Annotated in this window: 14 protein-coding genes and 1 pseudogene; 6 read left to right on the top strand and 9 right to left on the bottom strand. The window is 58.5% G+C overall.

The features are described from left to right. Nucleotides 1-71: 71 nt before the first annotated feature. Together IAE60_RS13320 and IAE60_RS13315 are read right to left on the bottom strand one after the other, a co-directional pair. Nucleotides 72-632 carry a hypothetical protein gene (locus tag IAE60_RS13320; protein ID WP_187572636.1) on the bottom strand — a complete coding sequence of 187 codons (561 nt, stop codon included), beginning with the start codon at nucleotides 630-632 and terminating at the stop codon, nucleotides 72-74. Continuing rightward, the gene (locus IAE60_RS13315; RefSeq protein ID WP_187572635.1) at nucleotides 629-1,579 is read right to left on the bottom strand and encodes a hypothetical protein; all 951 of its coding nucleotides are present in this window, start codon (nucleotides 1,577-1,579) and stop codon (nucleotides 629-631) included. The genes IAE60_RS13320 and IAE60_RS13315 overlap by 4 nt, the downstream gene beginning before the upstream one ends. An 80-nt stretch (nucleotides 1,580-1,659) precedes the next feature. Between IAE60_RS13315 and IAE60_RS18855 the strand changes: the two are divergent. Further along, nucleotides 1,660-1,863 (top strand): annotated as a pseudogene (locus tag IAE60_RS18855) (hypothetical protein); the annotation flags it as partial. Here the strand turns inward: IAE60_RS18855 and IAE60_RS13310 are convergent. Next, nucleotides 1,860-2,486 (bottom strand): hypothetical protein, encoded by a 627-nt coding sequence (locus IAE60_RS13310; RefSeq protein WP_187572634.1) that lies wholly within the window; start codon nucleotides 2,484-2,486, stop codon nucleotides 1,860-1,862. The pseudogene IAE60_RS18855 and the gene IAE60_RS13310 overlap by 4 nt on opposite strands. 389 nt (nucleotides 2,487-2,875) lie before the next feature. Here IAE60_RS13310 and IAE60_RS13305 point away from each other — a divergent pair, with 389 nt between their 5' ends. Further along, nucleotides 2,876-3,928 carry a hypothetical protein gene (locus tag IAE60_RS13305; protein WP_222937136.1) on the top strand — a complete coding sequence of 351 codons (1,053 nt, stop codon included), beginning with the start codon at nucleotides 2,876-2,878 and terminating at the stop codon, nucleotides 3,926-3,928. Nucleotides 3,929-3,981: 53 nt separating this feature from the next. Here the strand turns inward: IAE60_RS13305 and IAE60_RS13300 are convergent, their stop codons facing one another. From IAE60_RS13300 to IAE60_RS13280, 5 genes are all read right to left on the bottom strand, one after another. Continuing rightward, nucleotides 3,982-5,067, bottom strand: coding sequence for a hypothetical protein (locus IAE60_RS13300; RefSeq protein WP_187572633.1), 1,086 nt, complete (start codon nucleotides 5,065-5,067; stop codon nucleotides 3,982-3,984). A gap of 187 nt (nucleotides 5,068-5,254) precedes the next feature. Next, nucleotides 5,255-5,734: a TIR domain-containing protein gene (locus IAE60_RS13295; protein WP_187572632.1), complete on the bottom strand. Its 480-nt coding sequence runs from the start codon at nucleotides 5,732-5,734 to the stop codon at nucleotides 5,255-5,257. Between the two features lie 44 nt (nucleotides 5,735-5,778). After that, nucleotides 5,779-7,566 carry an alkaline phosphatase D family protein gene (locus tag IAE60_RS13290; RefSeq protein ID WP_187572631.1) on the bottom strand — a complete coding sequence of 596 codons (1,788 nt, stop codon included), beginning with the start codon at nucleotides 7,564-7,566 and terminating at the stop codon, nucleotides 5,779-5,781. A gap of 54 nt (nucleotides 7,567-7,620) precedes the next feature. Further along, nucleotides 7,621-8,301, bottom strand: a complete 681-nt coding sequence (locus tag IAE60_RS13285; RefSeq protein WP_187572630.1) for a TIR domain-containing protein — start codon at nucleotides 8,299-8,301, stop codon at nucleotides 7,621-7,623. A gap of 17 nt (nucleotides 8,302-8,318) precedes the next feature. After that, nucleotides 8,319-8,828, bottom strand: a complete 510-nt coding sequence (locus tag IAE60_RS13280) for a toll/interleukin-1 receptor domain-containing protein (protein ID WP_222937134.1) — start codon at nucleotides 8,826-8,828, stop codon at nucleotides 8,319-8,321. A 218-nt stretch (nucleotides 8,829-9,046) separates the two neighbouring features. Between IAE60_RS13280 and IAE60_RS13275 the strand changes: the two genes are divergently transcribed. From IAE60_RS13275 to IAE60_RS13260, 4 genes are all read left to right on the top strand, one after another. Then, on the top strand, nucleotides 9,047-10,177 hold the full coding sequence (locus IAE60_RS13275; protein WP_187572629.1) for a Thoeris type III anti-phage system protein ThcB4: 1,131 nt from the start codon (nucleotides 9,047-9,049) through the stop codon (nucleotides 10,175-10,177). Nucleotides 10,178-10,179: 2 nt separating this feature from the next. Then, the gene (locus IAE60_RS13270; protein WP_187572628.1) at nucleotides 10,180-10,752 is read left to right on the top strand and encodes a Thoeris type III anti-phage system protein ThcA; all 573 of its coding nucleotides are present in this window, start codon (nucleotides 10,180-10,182) and stop codon (nucleotides 10,750-10,752) included. A gap of 330 nt (nucleotides 10,753-11,082) precedes the next feature. Continuing rightward, a complete protein-coding gene (locus tag IAE60_RS13265) occupies nucleotides 11,083-11,601 on the top strand; it encodes a hypothetical protein (RefSeq protein ID WP_187572627.1) in 519 nt (172 codons plus the stop codon). A gap of 58 nt (nucleotides 11,602-11,659) precedes the next feature. Further along, entirely contained in the window at nucleotides 11,660-13,090 is a 1,431-nt protein-coding gene (locus tag IAE60_RS13260) for an SIR2 family protein (RefSeq protein ID WP_187572626.1), read from the top strand. 30 nt (nucleotides 13,091-13,120) lie between these two features. Here IAE60_RS13260 and IAE60_RS13255 read toward each other — a convergent pair whose 3' ends face one another. Further along, nucleotides 13,121-14,713 carry a sensor domain-containing phosphodiesterase gene (locus IAE60_RS13255; protein ID WP_187572625.1) on the bottom strand — a complete coding sequence of 531 codons (1,593 nt, stop codon included), beginning with the start codon at nucleotides 14,711-14,713 and terminating at the stop codon, nucleotides 13,121-13,123. Between the last annotated feature and the right edge of the window lie 174 nt (nucleotides 14,714-14,887).

Raw genomic sequence — 14,887 nt, 5'->3', positions numbered from 1 at the left:
GTACTCCGCCTTAACGCCTGGTTCAAGCGCACATCTCGTACAGGTCGGCCCAGGTAGCTCACTGGGGTTGGTCATTCTGGTCTTGGGTTCTTCAAGGGCGAAGGGTTGTTATCGATCAGTTTAAGGAAGTGGATCAGTGGCATGCCAGACCAGTTGACTACCGTCCCCGTTCCGTCAACAAGCTCTCCTGATACTGTCGTTACTGAGCTTGCGGGCCCGGGATAGAGATATTTGGGGTCAATGAAAGCGACGTACTCCTCGCCCTCAAAGGTAACAATTTCGATCGCGCGAAGAATCGCTTTTCCGGCATCGACACATTCATCTTCACTGTTAGTAGTGGGAAAGAAAACGTACTTTGCGCCTACCTTCATTGACTGCGATGTTCGTGCACAGCTTCTCTTAAGCTCTCCGCGGACGGTTTGCTCGGCTAGAATTCCAAAGTAGAGCGAGCCATCTTTCCCTGTACGCCCGGAGACAACCCTCGCTATCACAACGTCTTCAGACGCACGCGCGGTGTGAACGGAAGAAAGTGCTGCTGGTGGCCTAATTGCGTCCGCAGAGAAGGCCGGGGCTACTGCGAGATGGCTCGATCCCAATCCGAGAAGCACGCTTGTAAGCATTATGTTTCTCATAGAACCCTCGATCGTACGCTGCTGAAAAGCTCTCTCCAACGCCGTGCAGCCTCAAGTCCCGCGGCTTCGGCGTTTGGATGATACAGATGGCCGCCTATTCCGATATCGATGCCGCGTGCATGGGCGGCTTCATGTCCCAGAGTTCTAACCATTGCTTCGAACGCGGATACGCGGGACGTGATGCCGATGACCGCGCTCATTCCATCAGCACTCCGCATGACTCCGGTAGTGATGAAGGGCTGAACTCCTGCCCTAAAGACAGTTATCTCTTTGGTCCTCCTGTTGTACTGACCAAGGACAACTCCGTGTTCGTAGAACTGATCGTCGCAAGACGAATAGCATGGCAGGCGCTTGCCGCTCGAAGTCACGGATAGGTAGTAGTCCTCAAAACTAATGGTGACGCCCGCAGGTATGTTTATTCCGTAAAGTTCCCTGTTCTCAACGATCTGATCAAAGATTGCTCTTCTGGATGCGGGAGTTTCACCTGCTTCGGGCATCGGGAGAAGACCGTCATTCGTTTGAAAAAGGACTTCATTTCTTTGTGTCAAGGCACCTTGGATGGCTCCGCTGATGGCGCCATTTGCAAAGTTTCCGCCGGTAGCATCAGAGACGGTTCCGCCAACGATGGCTCCGACCACCGTTCTAACGAAATCGTTGTCGATGTAGCCGAGTTGCGGCATGACAACCGCCATGACGCCGGCCGCCACGAAGCCGTCCCCGAAGTTTCCGCCCTGAACTTCTGCTGTGATACCACCTGCGAAAGCGCTAACTAGAACCTTCTCATAGGAAAGCTCTCCACCATACTTGACGTCTATGCCATAGCTTATCGCAGCCGTGAATGCGCCGGCGACAGCTGCTTTTCGAGCTTCCTTGGGTGATGCGCCGAAGGTCCGAGCAAGGTCATAGCTCCCGCCCGCGGCACAAGCGATCGCCCAGGGGCCGGGCACATAGCTGCACCCGACTCCGACGACGAGTCCACTCGTTTTAGGCCCCAAGGCACGCATTGCGCCACGGATCAATCCCGCTCGGACCAGGATCCCTGCGCTTGGGCTTTGTCACCGAGGGCGCCCGACAAGGGATTGCCCTACCCGCTCTGATGGCGATGACCGAGCACCGGGCTTTGGCCAGCGTCACGGGCTATTTCCATGCCGGTAGCGCTAAACAGAATCCTGCTGCACGCCTGCTGGACGACGCGCGATCCGATCCCATGACCACGTCAGATCGCAGTTAGCTCTGCTCTTGTGGAATAGCGTACACATGGATGCGCGTGTGATCGGTCTTGCGTTCGCCAAAGATCGTCGCGTAGCGCACCGTCACGGTCATCAGCATCCAGTCCATTGCCGCGGATTTCTTGCAGCTGGCAGGCCGTTGGAATCCTGGATCCTCCGTCGCCACTGCGCAGATGGACTTTGATAGCAGCGCACCCAGGGTGTCGATGCCGGCCACAGGGACCTTCATCTGAGATCGCGCGGGAAGGGACAAGCGCCCTTGTGTCGCCTTGAACTCCTGCGACTCAAAACGAGGAAAAAAGGTGGTCCCATCCCCGAGATCGATCTCGATGTTGTCCACGGGAACGGGGGCGTCGTTGACCAGTGTCACGTTGATGCTGTCTTCTTGATCGCCCAGCCAGCGCATGAGCTCCACCCGCTCGATGCGCAGATGCACCGGGTTGGTACGGCGCACGTACTCGTCCGACGGCGTGGGCGCACTGGCGGGTGGATTGAGGTAGAAGTACACGCTTAGTCCACCCCCGAGTACGCCGATCACCAGGCCGGCCAAGCCCACCCAGAGGCTGACGTACGTGGCCTTGGAGGGCATGCTCCATTTGGCCCAGCGCTTGCCGTCTGGAATCATGCCGCGCTCCGCTCGAGCCATGTGGCCGCTGGTGTATGGCCGGAGTTGGCGTGATGGCTAGGTCCGTGCTGCATAAGACTCCTGTGCTGGGCATTGATGAATCGGAAGCCACCGTGTCGTTACGACCGCCCGGCTGCCCGATGGCCAGGGTGTCGTGGCGCGATACGTCTGCGGCGCGTTTGTCGCGCACTCAGGAAAACTATCGGCTCATTTCGCGCAGACATGAGGGCTGACGTACGCCGTCTGTACGGGGTTTGCGCAACAGTGCCATCTGGCGGTCGTCTTGCCGGCTCATGCGGCCATGACCGAAAATAGGACCTTGGTCCAAAGCGGCAAGTGGCCTGTGCCTGATGCTGCCACTCATATGCCGCCCTGCAGGACGCTCGCCCATGCTTGATCTGTTTGTTCCTGTGGTCCCCGATGAGCGTCAGCACCCAATCTTCCGGATGCTGCTTCAGCCCAGCAATGCACCGGAGCGGGCGGTCATCGATGCATGGGCTTCGGGCTTTGTGGATCGTTGCGGCAAGTTCACAAAGGAATTCCAGACCACCTTCGAGTCCAGCTTCTGGGAGTTGTATGTGCACGCCGCCTTGCGGGCTTCTGGAGCACAAATCGACTTTTCTCATGCCTCGCCGGACTTCGTGGTCAGTACCCCGACTTCCTTCGTCGTGGAGGCCACGATCGCTGGTCCAGCCCAAGGCCAGCCGCCCGCTTTCGGGCCCGGTCCGCCCGTCGTGCCAACCGATCTGAATGAGTTCAACCGCCAAGCGATTCTGCGTCTTTGCAACAGCCTATCTGCCAAGTCGACCCGCTTCTTGAGTTACTACGCCGGCTTACCGCATGTGAAGGACAAGCCGTTTGTCATCGCGCTGGCGCCGTTCGATCGTCCTTCTGCGCACCTGGCCTCCCACCGTGCATTGAACGCGGCTCTCTACGGTGTTTACGACGATGAAGAAGCCACGCTTCGAGAGCGGTCCGCAGAAATTCTGCGCTATGACATCAGTTCGGTCAGCAAGCATGCTGGCGCCAGCGTCCCGGTCGGGCTATTCACCTCGACGGCCTATCGGCAAGTCTCGGCAGTGGTGTACAGCGCGCTGGCAACGTGGGGCAAGGTGCGTGCGTTGGCCGATGCGCCTGAGCGGCACACGGCATACCAGACGTTACATCCCAATCCCACCAGCATCGTGCCCCGCTACCGGGTAAGCCAACAGGGTGCCTACCGCGAGCACCTGCTCGATGGCTTGTATGTCGCCCACAATCCTTACGCGGACTATCCGTTGCCGCTTGCGACCTTCGACTCCGCCCACGTCGCCCGGTTCGTACCCATAGCGGGCCGAGCCGTGGAACTGCACATGCCAGCGGATTTCCTGCTCTGGCGTCAGTTGTGGACCCTCCAGCCTCAAGGTGATGCGTCCACCCACCGCGGCCAACGCGACGGCTAGTCAGCGGTTCTGGCCGGATTTCTAGCCGTGCGGCACGGCGTGGGTCGCCGGAGCTATTTTGCTCCGCCGTCCCTGACATAGGTCAGCGTCTGGCTGGTCAATCGGTTGAGTACATCTGGGACTAGCCGCTCAGCCCAGCCAGCGGCGAAAGTCCACATGATCAGCCAGGTGTAGTCCCGGTAGAGGCCGCCACACGCTTCGTTTCCCGGACACTGGTTCAGATCAAGATGCAGTCCGCCGCGCTGCCAATGCTCCAACTCGAAGTCGGGAAACAAGGTGCCGCTCACCAAGCCTGAGCGCATCAACAGCAGGAAGAGCAGACCGAACAGAGCCCCGAGAATGGGCGATAGCCAAAGGGAGATGGCGCCTTCTTGCAGGCTCATCCACAGCATGAGGGGTTCTCGCCGCGTGTCCAACTTCTGCAGGCGCATCAGGGTGCTGACGGTGGCGCCGACCGAACCGGCGATCGCGGCGGTCAGATAAGCGATGGATACCGTTCCCAGCCAGGCCATCCCGGTATAGCGATATAGGAACAACAGCGCCCACAGGCCAAAGGCCGCCCCACCGACCCAGCGCAGCATGCGGCCGCTGATCGCCGAGCGCTGCTGCTCCACTTTGGGCAGAAGAACGTAGCGGCGATAGGCACGATCCAGCAGGGCTTTAGCCTCCTCGCGCAAGTACTGCAATGGATCCAGAGGCGAAACGGGCTGGCCGTCCAGTGGCGGCTGCGGTGCATTGGCAACCTGGGCTGCCTGGGCAGAACTGACCGCGGCCAACTGACGCATGAGATCGTCATAGTCGGGCGGACTCATCATCTCGCGTAGGTTCTGACGCAAGGCTTGGATACGCGCGACAAGCTCGGCGTGGCTCATGTGCCTAATAAGCACTACTTCACGCACGTAAGCGTCGGACTGGTCTTTGATTCCTCTGGCATTGGCAGGCGGCTGCCCAGTCTGATCCTCGTCCTTCACCAGGATCTCGGCATCCAGGTGTTCGGCGAACTCTTCAAAGACGGTTTTATCGCGGTCCGCGTAGCGAAGACGCCTGGTAGGTGGATCGACCTGTTCCTCGTTGTCCCGGGCATTCATGGCGTCCTGCGCTCCTTGAACGGTGTGGGTTTGCTGGATGGTGTCGAGCATTCGTCAAGCTGAACGAGGGGCGCTTTCCGAGAGCGGCCACCGCTCATCGGCGCATGAGCAACTGCACTGGTATCTGCGTTTACTTGATCCCGGTCCATCCGACGCGTTGGACTGCAGTGCGATCCTGCGAGAGGCGATATCGACCGTTCGCTACGGTGCGAGCATCAACCACCCTTCCAGGGCGCGTTCAAAGCGCTCGCTGGGCAATGGCCGCTTCTACCCAGCCAGGCAAGTTGGCCTTGATATCGTTATACGCGTCGCTGGCTTTGGGATCATAGACCGCAGGGGTCAAGACTTTGCCTCGTTGCTGGAACCTCAGTCCAGCAAACGGGTTGGCGCCCTTATGGCAGGTGCCGTTGTTAGGGCAGTTCAAGTTGTGGATATGGATGCCGAGCAGGCCTTTGCCATCCTCCCAGGCCTTCTTGATCTCATGGTTGACCCATGGCCGCTTGGAGGTATCGGTGCCGATAAGCACGATGACGCACGAGGTGCCCTTCATGTTGTTATCGATCCATCTCTCCACGGACGCACTACTCTTCTTGATCGTTTCCCAATCGTTGACGGACACCGGCGTATTGCCATCGACCAGTCCCATGTTGCGCACTTGCTGCACGCGCATCACGTCGTTGTTGAAGTGGAAGCTGTAGAAGATCTGTCGCTTGGCCATATCGTCCTCGGCGGTTGATGTGCTTCAGTCAGTTCGCATGTAGTTCAGTCGAGCACAGCGGCGGGCACCGCTTGCAGATGATTGGAGAACCCCTTCTCGTTCTCGCAGCGCCATGTTGCCCATAGCTGACTGCGTTGTTGCTGTTGAGTGTCGACATCCACTTCCAGTGCAAGCCAGTTCCGTGCCGCCATGACGTAGCGGTGATGGCCCGGGAACAGCATCATCTCGATGGTGTGCTGGACATCGATGGACTGCGCCTTGGCCGCCGTGCTATTGAGCAGTTGCAGGAACAAGCGCTCCATAATTCCGACCAATGAGGGGTGCACGACCGCCGAAGAGGTGAATTGGTGGATCTGCGCCCAGTTGGCTGCAGGTGGCGTGTCCTGCCGATAGATGCCGCCGCGAGCGGCTACATGGACATCACCCGAAACGATACAGGTGCGTAGCCGTTTCTTCTCTGCAAGCCGTGAAAGCGTTTCAATCAGGCGCTTGCGCTCACCTTCGTGATCATCATGAGACCAGTGGTCACGAAGATCGTCGGCGTTGCTATCAAGCACATGATCGTGGCCCAGAGAGTCGAGCAAGACCTCCGCTAGGGAGAGCTTTGGGTGCGCCACGGGTACGGACGAAAGTACCACCACGTGCGCGCAGCCCGCCGCGCCGTCCCGCTCGGAAGGCAGGGCTTCGAGCCAGTGCTGCAGGGAAGTCCAGGTTGCATTGCCAAGGATCTGCGTGCGGGAGCGCTCGGTACGCAGGTCCGCCACAACCAAGGCCAGCGTGCCGAGCAAATAGCACTGAGTGAACCCTGGCTGGCGCTCGAGAATGGGCAGTGCGAGCGCGTCTTGATCGCGGTGGGATGCCCAGAGAATGGGCGCGAACTGGGGATCTTGTTGGGAAACGTTTGGTCTAGGCGTTGGAGTCAGGGTCGGCAAGTGCTCCACCGCATGTTGCATCTGAAAGACCCAGAAGGCCCGTCGTGCGCATTGGAACAGCGTCTGGAACAACTCGCAGTGCTGCATCTCCGGGGTGTAGGAGCCCCAACCATCAAAGATGTCGTGATCGTCCCACATCATCACCGTGGGGATTCTTGCCATCGCATCGGCCGCATCGTAGAGGTCCGTCTGCTTGTCCCGGTCCCTCACCTGGCGTCGCTCCTTGTCCCACGCTGGCCGTGTGCGAGGGAGCCAACGTTGGCGGTAAAGCTCCATGTAGTACGACTCAATGCTTTGCCGCAGCGAAGGACTGACCTTGAAGTCCAATTGCTTCTTGCGCGAAAGACCGACCCATCGTTTCAAGGGCGGAAGATCTTCCCAGATGGAGTCGAAATAGATCTGGTCACCGCCCATGGTCAGCACGTGGAAGCGCTGAAGGCCTTTGTCGTGCACCTTGGCTTCATGCCAGAGTTGCTCCCGATCCAGTACGTAACCATCCGGCCGAAGCGCGGCTTGGTGATTGCAGAGCAGATCGGTCCATACCGCGTTCTGCGGCCTGACGAGCTTGCGCATGCCATTGGGATCGGAGAACCCATTGCATGAGACATAGGCCACGCGAGGCGCCTGGCCGCGAGCGGGCACGGTGAACGACCAGCGCATGTCTGCGCCAACGATCGCGTAGGTCAGTTTGCGCTCGCTGGCCTGCAAGTCGCAGCTGAGGTCGTACCGCCAGTATGCATCGTTCGCATCCTGGTACAGCAGTACCGGCGCCGCACAAGGCTGCCCCTCAAGCTCCAGGGACGGCGGCGCCTGGTTGCGTGCGATGCCAATCATCGCGGTGACGCCCCACTGCTGCGCCACGATGCCTCTGAAGGAGAGAACAGGTCCGATGCGAAGCATGATAATTCCCCGCCTGGGCAGACACGGAAATGAAGAGGGTCTGTGCCGTCAGTCTTACGGTTGGATGCAAACGTCGTAGTCGTCCCAGCTCTCGTTGCGCTCTATTGCGCGTGCGATGTAGGCGTTGACGTCGCGGGTGAAGTTGGCCCACGTGGCCAGCACCATGTAGGAATGGCCCGCGGCATACACCGGTGCCAGCCCTGTATGGTTTGAGCACGGCGCGGCCGGCTTGAGTTCCTTGGCGTTGAACAGGTTGTTCTTGAGAATCGAGAACATGTTGTCTCGATTGATGGTTTGACACTTGCAGGTCACGCAGCCAGGTTCTTTGAGGTGATAGTCATAGCTGCCCTGATTGTTCGGCAGCACGACGCCCAGCAACGCATTGGGATTGCGTGTAACGCCGTCGCGGGTCTTGCGTTTGAGCGAGTAGGAGACTTCCCACGGGATCCACTGCTCTGCTTCGAGCGTGCCGTCGTGCATGCCTGGCGACAGCAGCACAATGGTCACCGTGCTGTCGAAGATCTTGTCTCGAAGCTTGTCTTCAATAGACTCTTCGGAAAGGCCTTTCAGGCTCTCGCCATCTTTCTCGCCCTTGTTGACATGGTCCTCGTCGTCCAGGAGTTCTTGCAACTCGTCGACGTAATGCCTCGCGGTGGTGATCTGTGCGCCTGCGCTCGCCAGCTGCTGCACGAACGGATCGTGATACTTGTACGAGATAAAGATCTTTCGTCCCATGATCGCTTCCTTGGATTCTAGAGAGAGCTCAGTCCGATCTCAGACAAGCGTGAGCCGCCTGCTGCGCGGACCACGGGATGATCCAGGGCGTTGTGATCGATGTGCCGATAAAGCGCCAAGTACTCATTGCCGTGGATCGATGTGCCATCGCGCGTCGGCACCACCAAGATTGAGTCCAAGCTCTTCTTGCCGTCGGCAAACCCCAGTTCCCAGGGGCACCAACGCGAGGCCATCGAGTTGCTCGTGGCTAGGAACAGGAAAAAATCAGTCTCCAGGATCTTGTCCTGGATCTTGCGGGCGGTGGTCCGGTCTGGCGTGGGCGGCATCGAGGCGTCCTGCCAGTCGATGTACACATGCCAGCCCCATTGCCAGAGCAAGTGCGCCAACCCCTTCGCCAGTAACTCGTCCTTGTGGCTATGGCACAAGAATGCGGTGCGCCGCCGCGCCATCTTGGCCGAGTACAAGGAGGTATATGGCGGCGTTGGGCTGAAGCGCGCAGCCGTGCTGAGTTGGTCGGTCCGGATCATGTCCCTGCCCCCCTGCGCTGACAGCTAGCGCGGGCGTGTCGTCCCATGGGCGGGAGGGCGGGTATCCGTTCTTGCCAGCGTCTATCCATGACTGATCGCAGGTTAATACTTGTGAATACCATGTATACATCACATTATGGGGGTGCGCCAGTACCGATCTCACGCCTGCTTGCGACGGTCGCGGTGTGCCCTGACGAACTGCACAAAGGATTTGAGCAATGAGCGTTCTGTATGAAGTCGTGGCGTATGGGGACCCTCTGCTACTCCAGCCGTGGCGCGAGAAGGTGGAGGAATTGATCGCCCCTTTTGAGCTTCAGATCGGCCGGGACTTTGCCTGGACCGTGAATCCGCCGAACCTGGCGCTGGCGCAGACCGTTGCAAGCACCATTCTCTATCTCGGGCAGACTTACGCCCCGGCGCCAGAGGCGTTGCTCGAAGCGAAGGTCCCGATCCTGCCGGTGGTGCCGGACCTCACCCAGGTCCATGCGCTGATTCCCGCACCGCTGCAACATCTGAACTGCTTGGGGCTTGTCGAGCAGGGGTTGGATCGCGGCGCGGGCGTGCTCCTGGAAACATTGGGGCTTCTGCCCCGTCAGCGCCGCATCTTCCTCAGCTACAAGCGTACCGAGGCGCGTGAGGCAGCAGTGCAGCTGGCTGATGCGTTGGCCAATCGCCAGTTTGAAGTGTTCCTTGACACTCGCGGTGTCCCGCCGGCCGAAGAATTTCAGGCCCAGCTGTGGCACAAACTTTGTGACTGCGATGTCTTGCTGATGCTGCACACGCCAGGCTATTTCGAGAGTCGGTGGACATCGGCCGAGTTTGGTCGTGCACTGGCCAAACACATCCCGGTGTTGCGTGTCACTTGGCCCGACGACACGCCCGATGTCCGCACGCAGACCGCCGCTCGGGCCGAACTCGTTCAATCAGAGGTAGATCCGGTCACGGGTCGACTGGCCGATGCGGCGATCGAGCGCATTGCTCAGCAGTTAGAGACCTTGCGCGCTCGAAGCCACGCTATTCGCAATCTGAATTTGATCAGTCGCTTGCGTTCGGCGGTGCAGCAAGTCGGTGGTCAGATGTTGGGACAGGGCGTGCAAAGCAGCGTGCACCTGCAGTTGGCTGACGGCCGCAAGATCCGCCTGCTTCCCAATGTCGGTGTGCCCACCTCTGACGCCCTGCAATTGGCGGCGAACCAGCCTGGCGATGGTGCAGCGGCGGTGGCCTATGATGAGATTGGCATGTTGCCGAGTTGGGTGGCACATCTGGATTGGCTAGGGGACAACATTCCAAGCGTCAAGTGGGTCAAGGCCAGCAATGCAGCCTGGCAGTTCGCGGACTGGAGGGACTGAGCATGCGGATATTCCTGTCAGCCAGTGTCCCCAAAGTTGGCCGGGGGAACTTCTATGAGAACGCGGACCCTTTCCTGATTCAAGTTGCCGTTCGCGAACTAGTTACCACCATTGTCCGCCACTGCAGTTTGGTGTGGGGCGGGCATCCGTCCATCACTCCCATGATCTGGGCTGTATGCGAGGACCTTGGCGTTCACTACGCAGAGCGCGTGCGCCTGTATCAGAGTCTTCTCTTTCAGGATGATTTTCCAGAGGAGAATGCGCGATTCGACAACGTGGTGCACGTTGCCGCCGTCGATAACGACATGCCTGCAAGCTTGGCTCTGATGCGGCAACGAATGCTGACCGATGGACCCATCGATGCGGCCGTTTTCATTGGCGGAATGGAGGGTGTGTTTGCAGAATACGATTTGGTATGCGCCCATCGGCCCGAGGCCCGTCGCATCATTCTCACCTCGCCCGGAGGTGCTGCGCAGCAACTTGGCAGTCAGAGTAAGGATACTGATCTTGTCAGTGGTACCGTGGATTTTGCCGAGCTATTTGACCGTCTGTTCCAGGCGCCATTGCGGCGCTGAGTATCGCAACGGCAGCAGTGGCTATTCAGAAGTCGAGTTGACGGCGATGATGTTCTTTCAGTTGACAAGGACGTGTGCGTGATTCGTGCATTCAATATGCGGTGTGACGACCCAAGACGGTACTCTGACTGGGTTGATCGTGGCCAGAAATACTTTGCCGATACTTGGCCGAGAAGCGCACGCGGCTTAGAAGCCTTCGTTCAAGGCGGGGACATTTCTGGGGACGCTCTCAAGAAACATTGGTTTTCGAGTGCCGACACGCATGTATTCATATCCCATTCCCACCAAGACCGGGAGCTCGCGTTAGGCCTGGCGGGCTACTTGCACAGCATGGAGCTTGCCCCCTTCGTTGACTCCCTTGTGTGGGGTGACTCAAGCAAGCTTCTTAGAGGGATTGATGAGAAGTTCTGCAAGAGCGCCCAGGGCGAGAACTTTGACTATCAGAAGCGGAACTATTCGACTAGCCACGTCCATATGATGCTGGCCTCCGCTCTGACGGAGATGATCGATCGGACGGATGCAGTGATCTTTCTCAACACGCCTAACTCGATCCGCGCTAGCAGCTCTTCCGCTCCTGGTGATGCCGTCACCGCATCGCCATGGATTTATCATGAGCTCGTGACGACAAAGATTGCTCGTGAAGTGGGCTTCAAAGGCAGGAAACTCAGTCAGACAAGGCCTCTGAGGACATTGAGAGAGGTCACGGTGGAGGCTTCCATGACCATCCTCCATAAGCCTCCCATGGATCATCTTGCGTCATTAGCGCCTGTGGATCTTGATGAGCTCAAAGCTACCGGCGCCAAGGGGTTGGCGTTGCTGGACAAGCTGTACTGGCGCCGGCGCGCGTGAGCATGCGGCGCTGAGTACTGAACAAGATTCGTATGGCGTGGACTTCGAGAAGGAATAGATGGAGCAGGCGCACATAAAGCTGGTCGACAGGCTCTACAAAGAGCTCTTGTCCGGATCGTTGGGTATCTTCGCGGGTGCTGGCTTCTCGCAAGGGGCTGGTTACGTCAACTGGAAGGAGCTACTTCGTCCGATTGCTGTGGACTTGGATCTGGATGTCGATGAGGAGACAGATCTTGTCGCCCTAGCCCAGTACCACTTCACCAAGCATGGCGAAAACCGAAATAGGTTGAATCACCAGTTGGTCGAGGCATTCTCTAAGGATGCCGAGCCCACCGAGAATCACAGGATTCTGGCCCGACTGCCGATCGCCACCTACTGGACCACAAACTACGATCGATTGATTGAGAAGTCGTTAAAGGACGCTCATAAGGTCGTCGACGTGAAGTATTGCCTAGATCATCTGCCCATTACCAAGTACAGGCGCGACGCGGTCGTTTTCAAGATGCATGGTGATGTGGAGCATCCCAATGATGCTGTTCTGACGCGTGATGACTGCGAGCGTTACCACCTTGAGATGGCGCCGTTCATTGATGCATTGAAGGGCGATCTAATATCAAAGACCCTGCTCTTCATTGGCTTCTCTTTCACAGACCCCAATCTCGATTACATTCTCAGTCGTGTTCGCGTTCTGTACGAGAAGAACAGAAAGCAAAGCGAATGCATTCTACGTAGAGTGCATAGGGGAAATGGCGAGTCCCAAGAGCGCTTTGAGTATCGAAAGCGAAAGCAAGAGTTCTTCGAGAGGGAGCTGGTTCGGTACGGCTTGATCGTCACTCACGTCAATGAGTACGAGGAGATTACCGATATCCTGCGTGCACTTGAATCAAGATACAGAAGGCAGTCAGTCTTCATCTCGGGCGCCGCTTATGACTACGGTCCCTTCACGGCTCAAGAAGGCGAGCTTTTCGTGTTCGAGCTGGCCAAAGACTTGAGTCGTCGTGACAAACGAATACTCTCAGGATTCGGTCTTGGCGTCGGCAGTGCAGTCGTTGCTGGCGTCATTGAGGCAACAGTCAAGGCAGGTCACGCGCTGAATGACGATCGCCTTGTAGTGCGCCCATTCCCGCAAGCGGGTCCTGGTGAGATGGCCCTGGATGAGCTTTGGAGTGCATATCGGGCGGATATGTTGAAGCGCGCCGGAACGGCTATCTTCGTCTTTGGGGACAAACTCATTGACGGTGAGGTGGTGCCATCGAGCGGAATGCGTGAAGAGTTCAACCTTGCGCTGAAGAATGGCGTGTTCCCTATTCCCGTCGGTCGAACTGGCGCAATGGCAAAAGAGCTCTGGAACGAGGTCATCAAGCGCATCGATGATGGCAAGATGAAGGTGTCGCCTGAAATCAGGGAACTCTTTGAGCAGTTGGGGGACGATGCGAGAACGCTTGATGAGATTCGCATTTCGATCCTGAAGCTCGTCGCGCTGATCTAACCGTAAGCCCGCAGCCCCTATAGCAGGCTTCTACTCCGCCTTGCTTGCGGCAGCTAGCGCAGCTTCTAGCTCAAGAACGCGTGCTTCTAGCGTCTGAGTATTGGTGATGTCGCTGAAGACACCAAACCAGCGCGTGGGTCGTCCCTGTTCGATGTAAGGACGACCCCGGCTCAGGACCCAGCCCCACTGCCCCGGTCGCCACTGGACGCGAAAGCGGGTCTCAAAGGCTTCCCCGCGAGGCAAGCCGGCCAACCACTCATCACGGACCCGCTCCCGATCTTCGGGATCCATCCGTTCGTACCAGGTCTGAAGGCGCTGCTCCATGGACTGGCCCTCGGGCTCGTCGGCCAGCGGGCTGATGTAAGACAGCGCGCCGTCGGCTTCGGCGACCCACATCACCGTGGGGCTCAGTTCTACGCAGTGGCGGTAGCGCGCTTCGCTTTCAAGCAGTGCTTCCTCGGCGCGCTTGCGTGCGGTGATATCGATGGAGACGATCGACATGCCCAGCAACACGCCTGTGTCGTCCAGCACGCGCTGTGAATAGGCCAGGAACGTTCCAGGCCTGCCCGGCATCTGGTACTCCAGCGGCACGCTTGCAGGTCCGGCCATCAGTGCATCCAGCGTTTGCTCCACCAGTACAGCAAACGCGGGTTCGTAGACTTCGTGGATACTTCTGCCGACGACAGCTTCGGGGGGGTATCCGATCATGTCGCAGAATCGCGCATTGGCGCTTAAGTATCGCTTCTCGGGGTCCACGAAGCACAATCCCACGGGTGCATCGGTATAGAGGGCCTGCAGCTGATGTTGACGGCGGTAAGGGGAAAGCTGCAGATGCCCGCCCGTGGCGCTCACCTGGACGGGTGTGGCCAACAGCGCAGGCACCTGCTCACCAGGAATGGCCGTTCCGAACAGCCATCCCTGCCCGTAGTCGCACCCGAGTTGGCGAAGATAGTCCAGCTGATGCTGGTCCTGAATCGACTCGGCGACCACGGGGATATCCAGACTGTGTCCCAGTCCCACGATCGCTGAGACGATCCTGCGGCTTCCAGGATCACTCTCGATGGCACGCACAAAGCTGCCGTCGATCTTGATCTCATCGAAGTCGAACCGGTGCAGCCGGGTCATGCTCGAGAAGCCCGTGCCAAAATCGTCCAGAACGACGCGTATGCCCAATGACCTCAGGAACGCGATCGCGGCCCCGGCGGCAGTCTCATCCTCAATGACTTCCGCTTCGGTCATCTCGACGCGCACTCGGTGCGAAGGAAATCCACTGATCTGGATGGCGTCGGTCAGCAGATCAACGGAGGAGCGGTCCTGTAGAAGTGTGGGCGGGACATTGAACGCCAGGTAGAAGGTTCCTGGCCATGAAACGGCGGCCTGACACGCGCTGCGCATAAGATTGAATGTCATCAACCCCAGCAGCGAACGAGATTGCGCAGCCGGCACGAACACATCCGGCGACACTTCACCTAAAGTCACGTCGTGCCAGCGAGCTAACACTTCAAAACCGACTATGCGAGTTTCAGTCAGAGTCACAATGGGCTGGAACGCCGGCCGGATGCGCTCGAAACACACCGCCTCGGCTATCCGCTGGTCAACGTCATTGTGAATTGTTTTAGGCATGCGTCCTCGAGGCTGCAAGAATTGGGCCGCCACCAGGCGTCAAATAGCCTACGCCGCTCGGCCAACGCGGTCGCGAGGTCCAGTCCGCTTCCGGCTGCTGTGCGAATCCCGATCGCGTGACAGTCTTGTTACGCGGATGACATGCGGCGCAACGCTGGATAAAGCTGATCTAGA

The sequence above is a fragment of the Pseudoxanthomonas mexicana genome (assembly GCF_014397415.1).
In the GTDB taxonomy this organism is placed as follows: Bacteria; Pseudomonadota; Gammaproteobacteria; order Xanthomonadales; family Xanthomonadaceae; genus Pseudoxanthomonas_A; species Pseudoxanthomonas_A mexicana.
This window is presented reverse-complemented; position numbering and strand designations above follow the sequence as displayed.

Bases quoted from the DNA above. Each gene is read 5' to 3' on its own strand.
- IAE60_RS13300 (WP_187572633.1), bottom strand. From the start codon at position 5,067: ATGCTCGACACCATCCAGCAAACCCACACCGTTCAAGGAGCGCAGGAC.
- IAE60_RS13295 (WP_187572632.1), bottom strand. From the start codon at position 5,734: ATGGCCAAGCGACAGATCTTCTACAGCTTCCACTTCAACAACGACGTG.
- IAE60_RS13270 (WP_187572628.1), top strand. From the start codon at position 10,180: ATGCGGATATTCCTGTCAGCCAGTGTCCCCAAAGTTGGCCGGGGGAAC.
- IAE60_RS13255 (WP_187572625.1), bottom strand. From the start codon at position 14,713: ATGCCTAAAACAATTCACAATGACGTTGACCAGCGGATAGCCGAGGCG.
- IAE60_RS13305 (WP_222937136.1), top strand. From the start codon at position 2,876: ATGCTTGATCTGTTTGTTCCTGTGGTCCCCGATGAGCGTCAGCACCCA.
- IAE60_RS13280 (WP_222937134.1), bottom strand. From the start codon at position 8,828: ATGATCCGGACCGACCAACTCAGCACGGCTGCGCGCTTCAGCCCAACG.
- IAE60_RS13275 (WP_187572629.1), top strand. From the start codon at position 9,047: ATGAGCGTTCTGTATGAAGTCGTGGCGTATGGGGACCCTCTGCTACTC.
- IAE60_RS13260 (WP_187572626.1), top strand. From the start codon at position 11,660: ATGGAGCAGGCGCACATAAAGCTGGTCGACAGGCTCTACAAAGAGCTC.
- IAE60_RS13265 (WP_187572627.1), top strand. From the start codon at position 11,083: ATGGAGCTTGCCCCCTTCGTTGACTCCCTTGTGTGGGGTGACTCAAGC.
- IAE60_RS13285 (WP_187572630.1), bottom strand. From the start codon at position 8,301: ATGGGACGAAAGATCTTTATCTCGTACAAGTATCACGATCCGTTCGTG.
- IAE60_RS13290 (WP_187572631.1), bottom strand. From the start codon at position 7,566: ATGCTTCGCATCGGACCTGTTCTCTCCTTCAGAGGCATCGTGGCGCAG.
- IAE60_RS13310 (WP_187572634.1), bottom strand. From the start codon at position 2,486: ATGATTCCAGACGGCAAGCGCTGGGCCAAATGGAGCATGCCCTCCAAG.
- IAE60_RS13320 (WP_187572636.1), bottom strand. From the start codon at position 632: ATGAGAAACATAATGCTTACAAGCGTGCTTCTCGGATTGGGATCGAGC.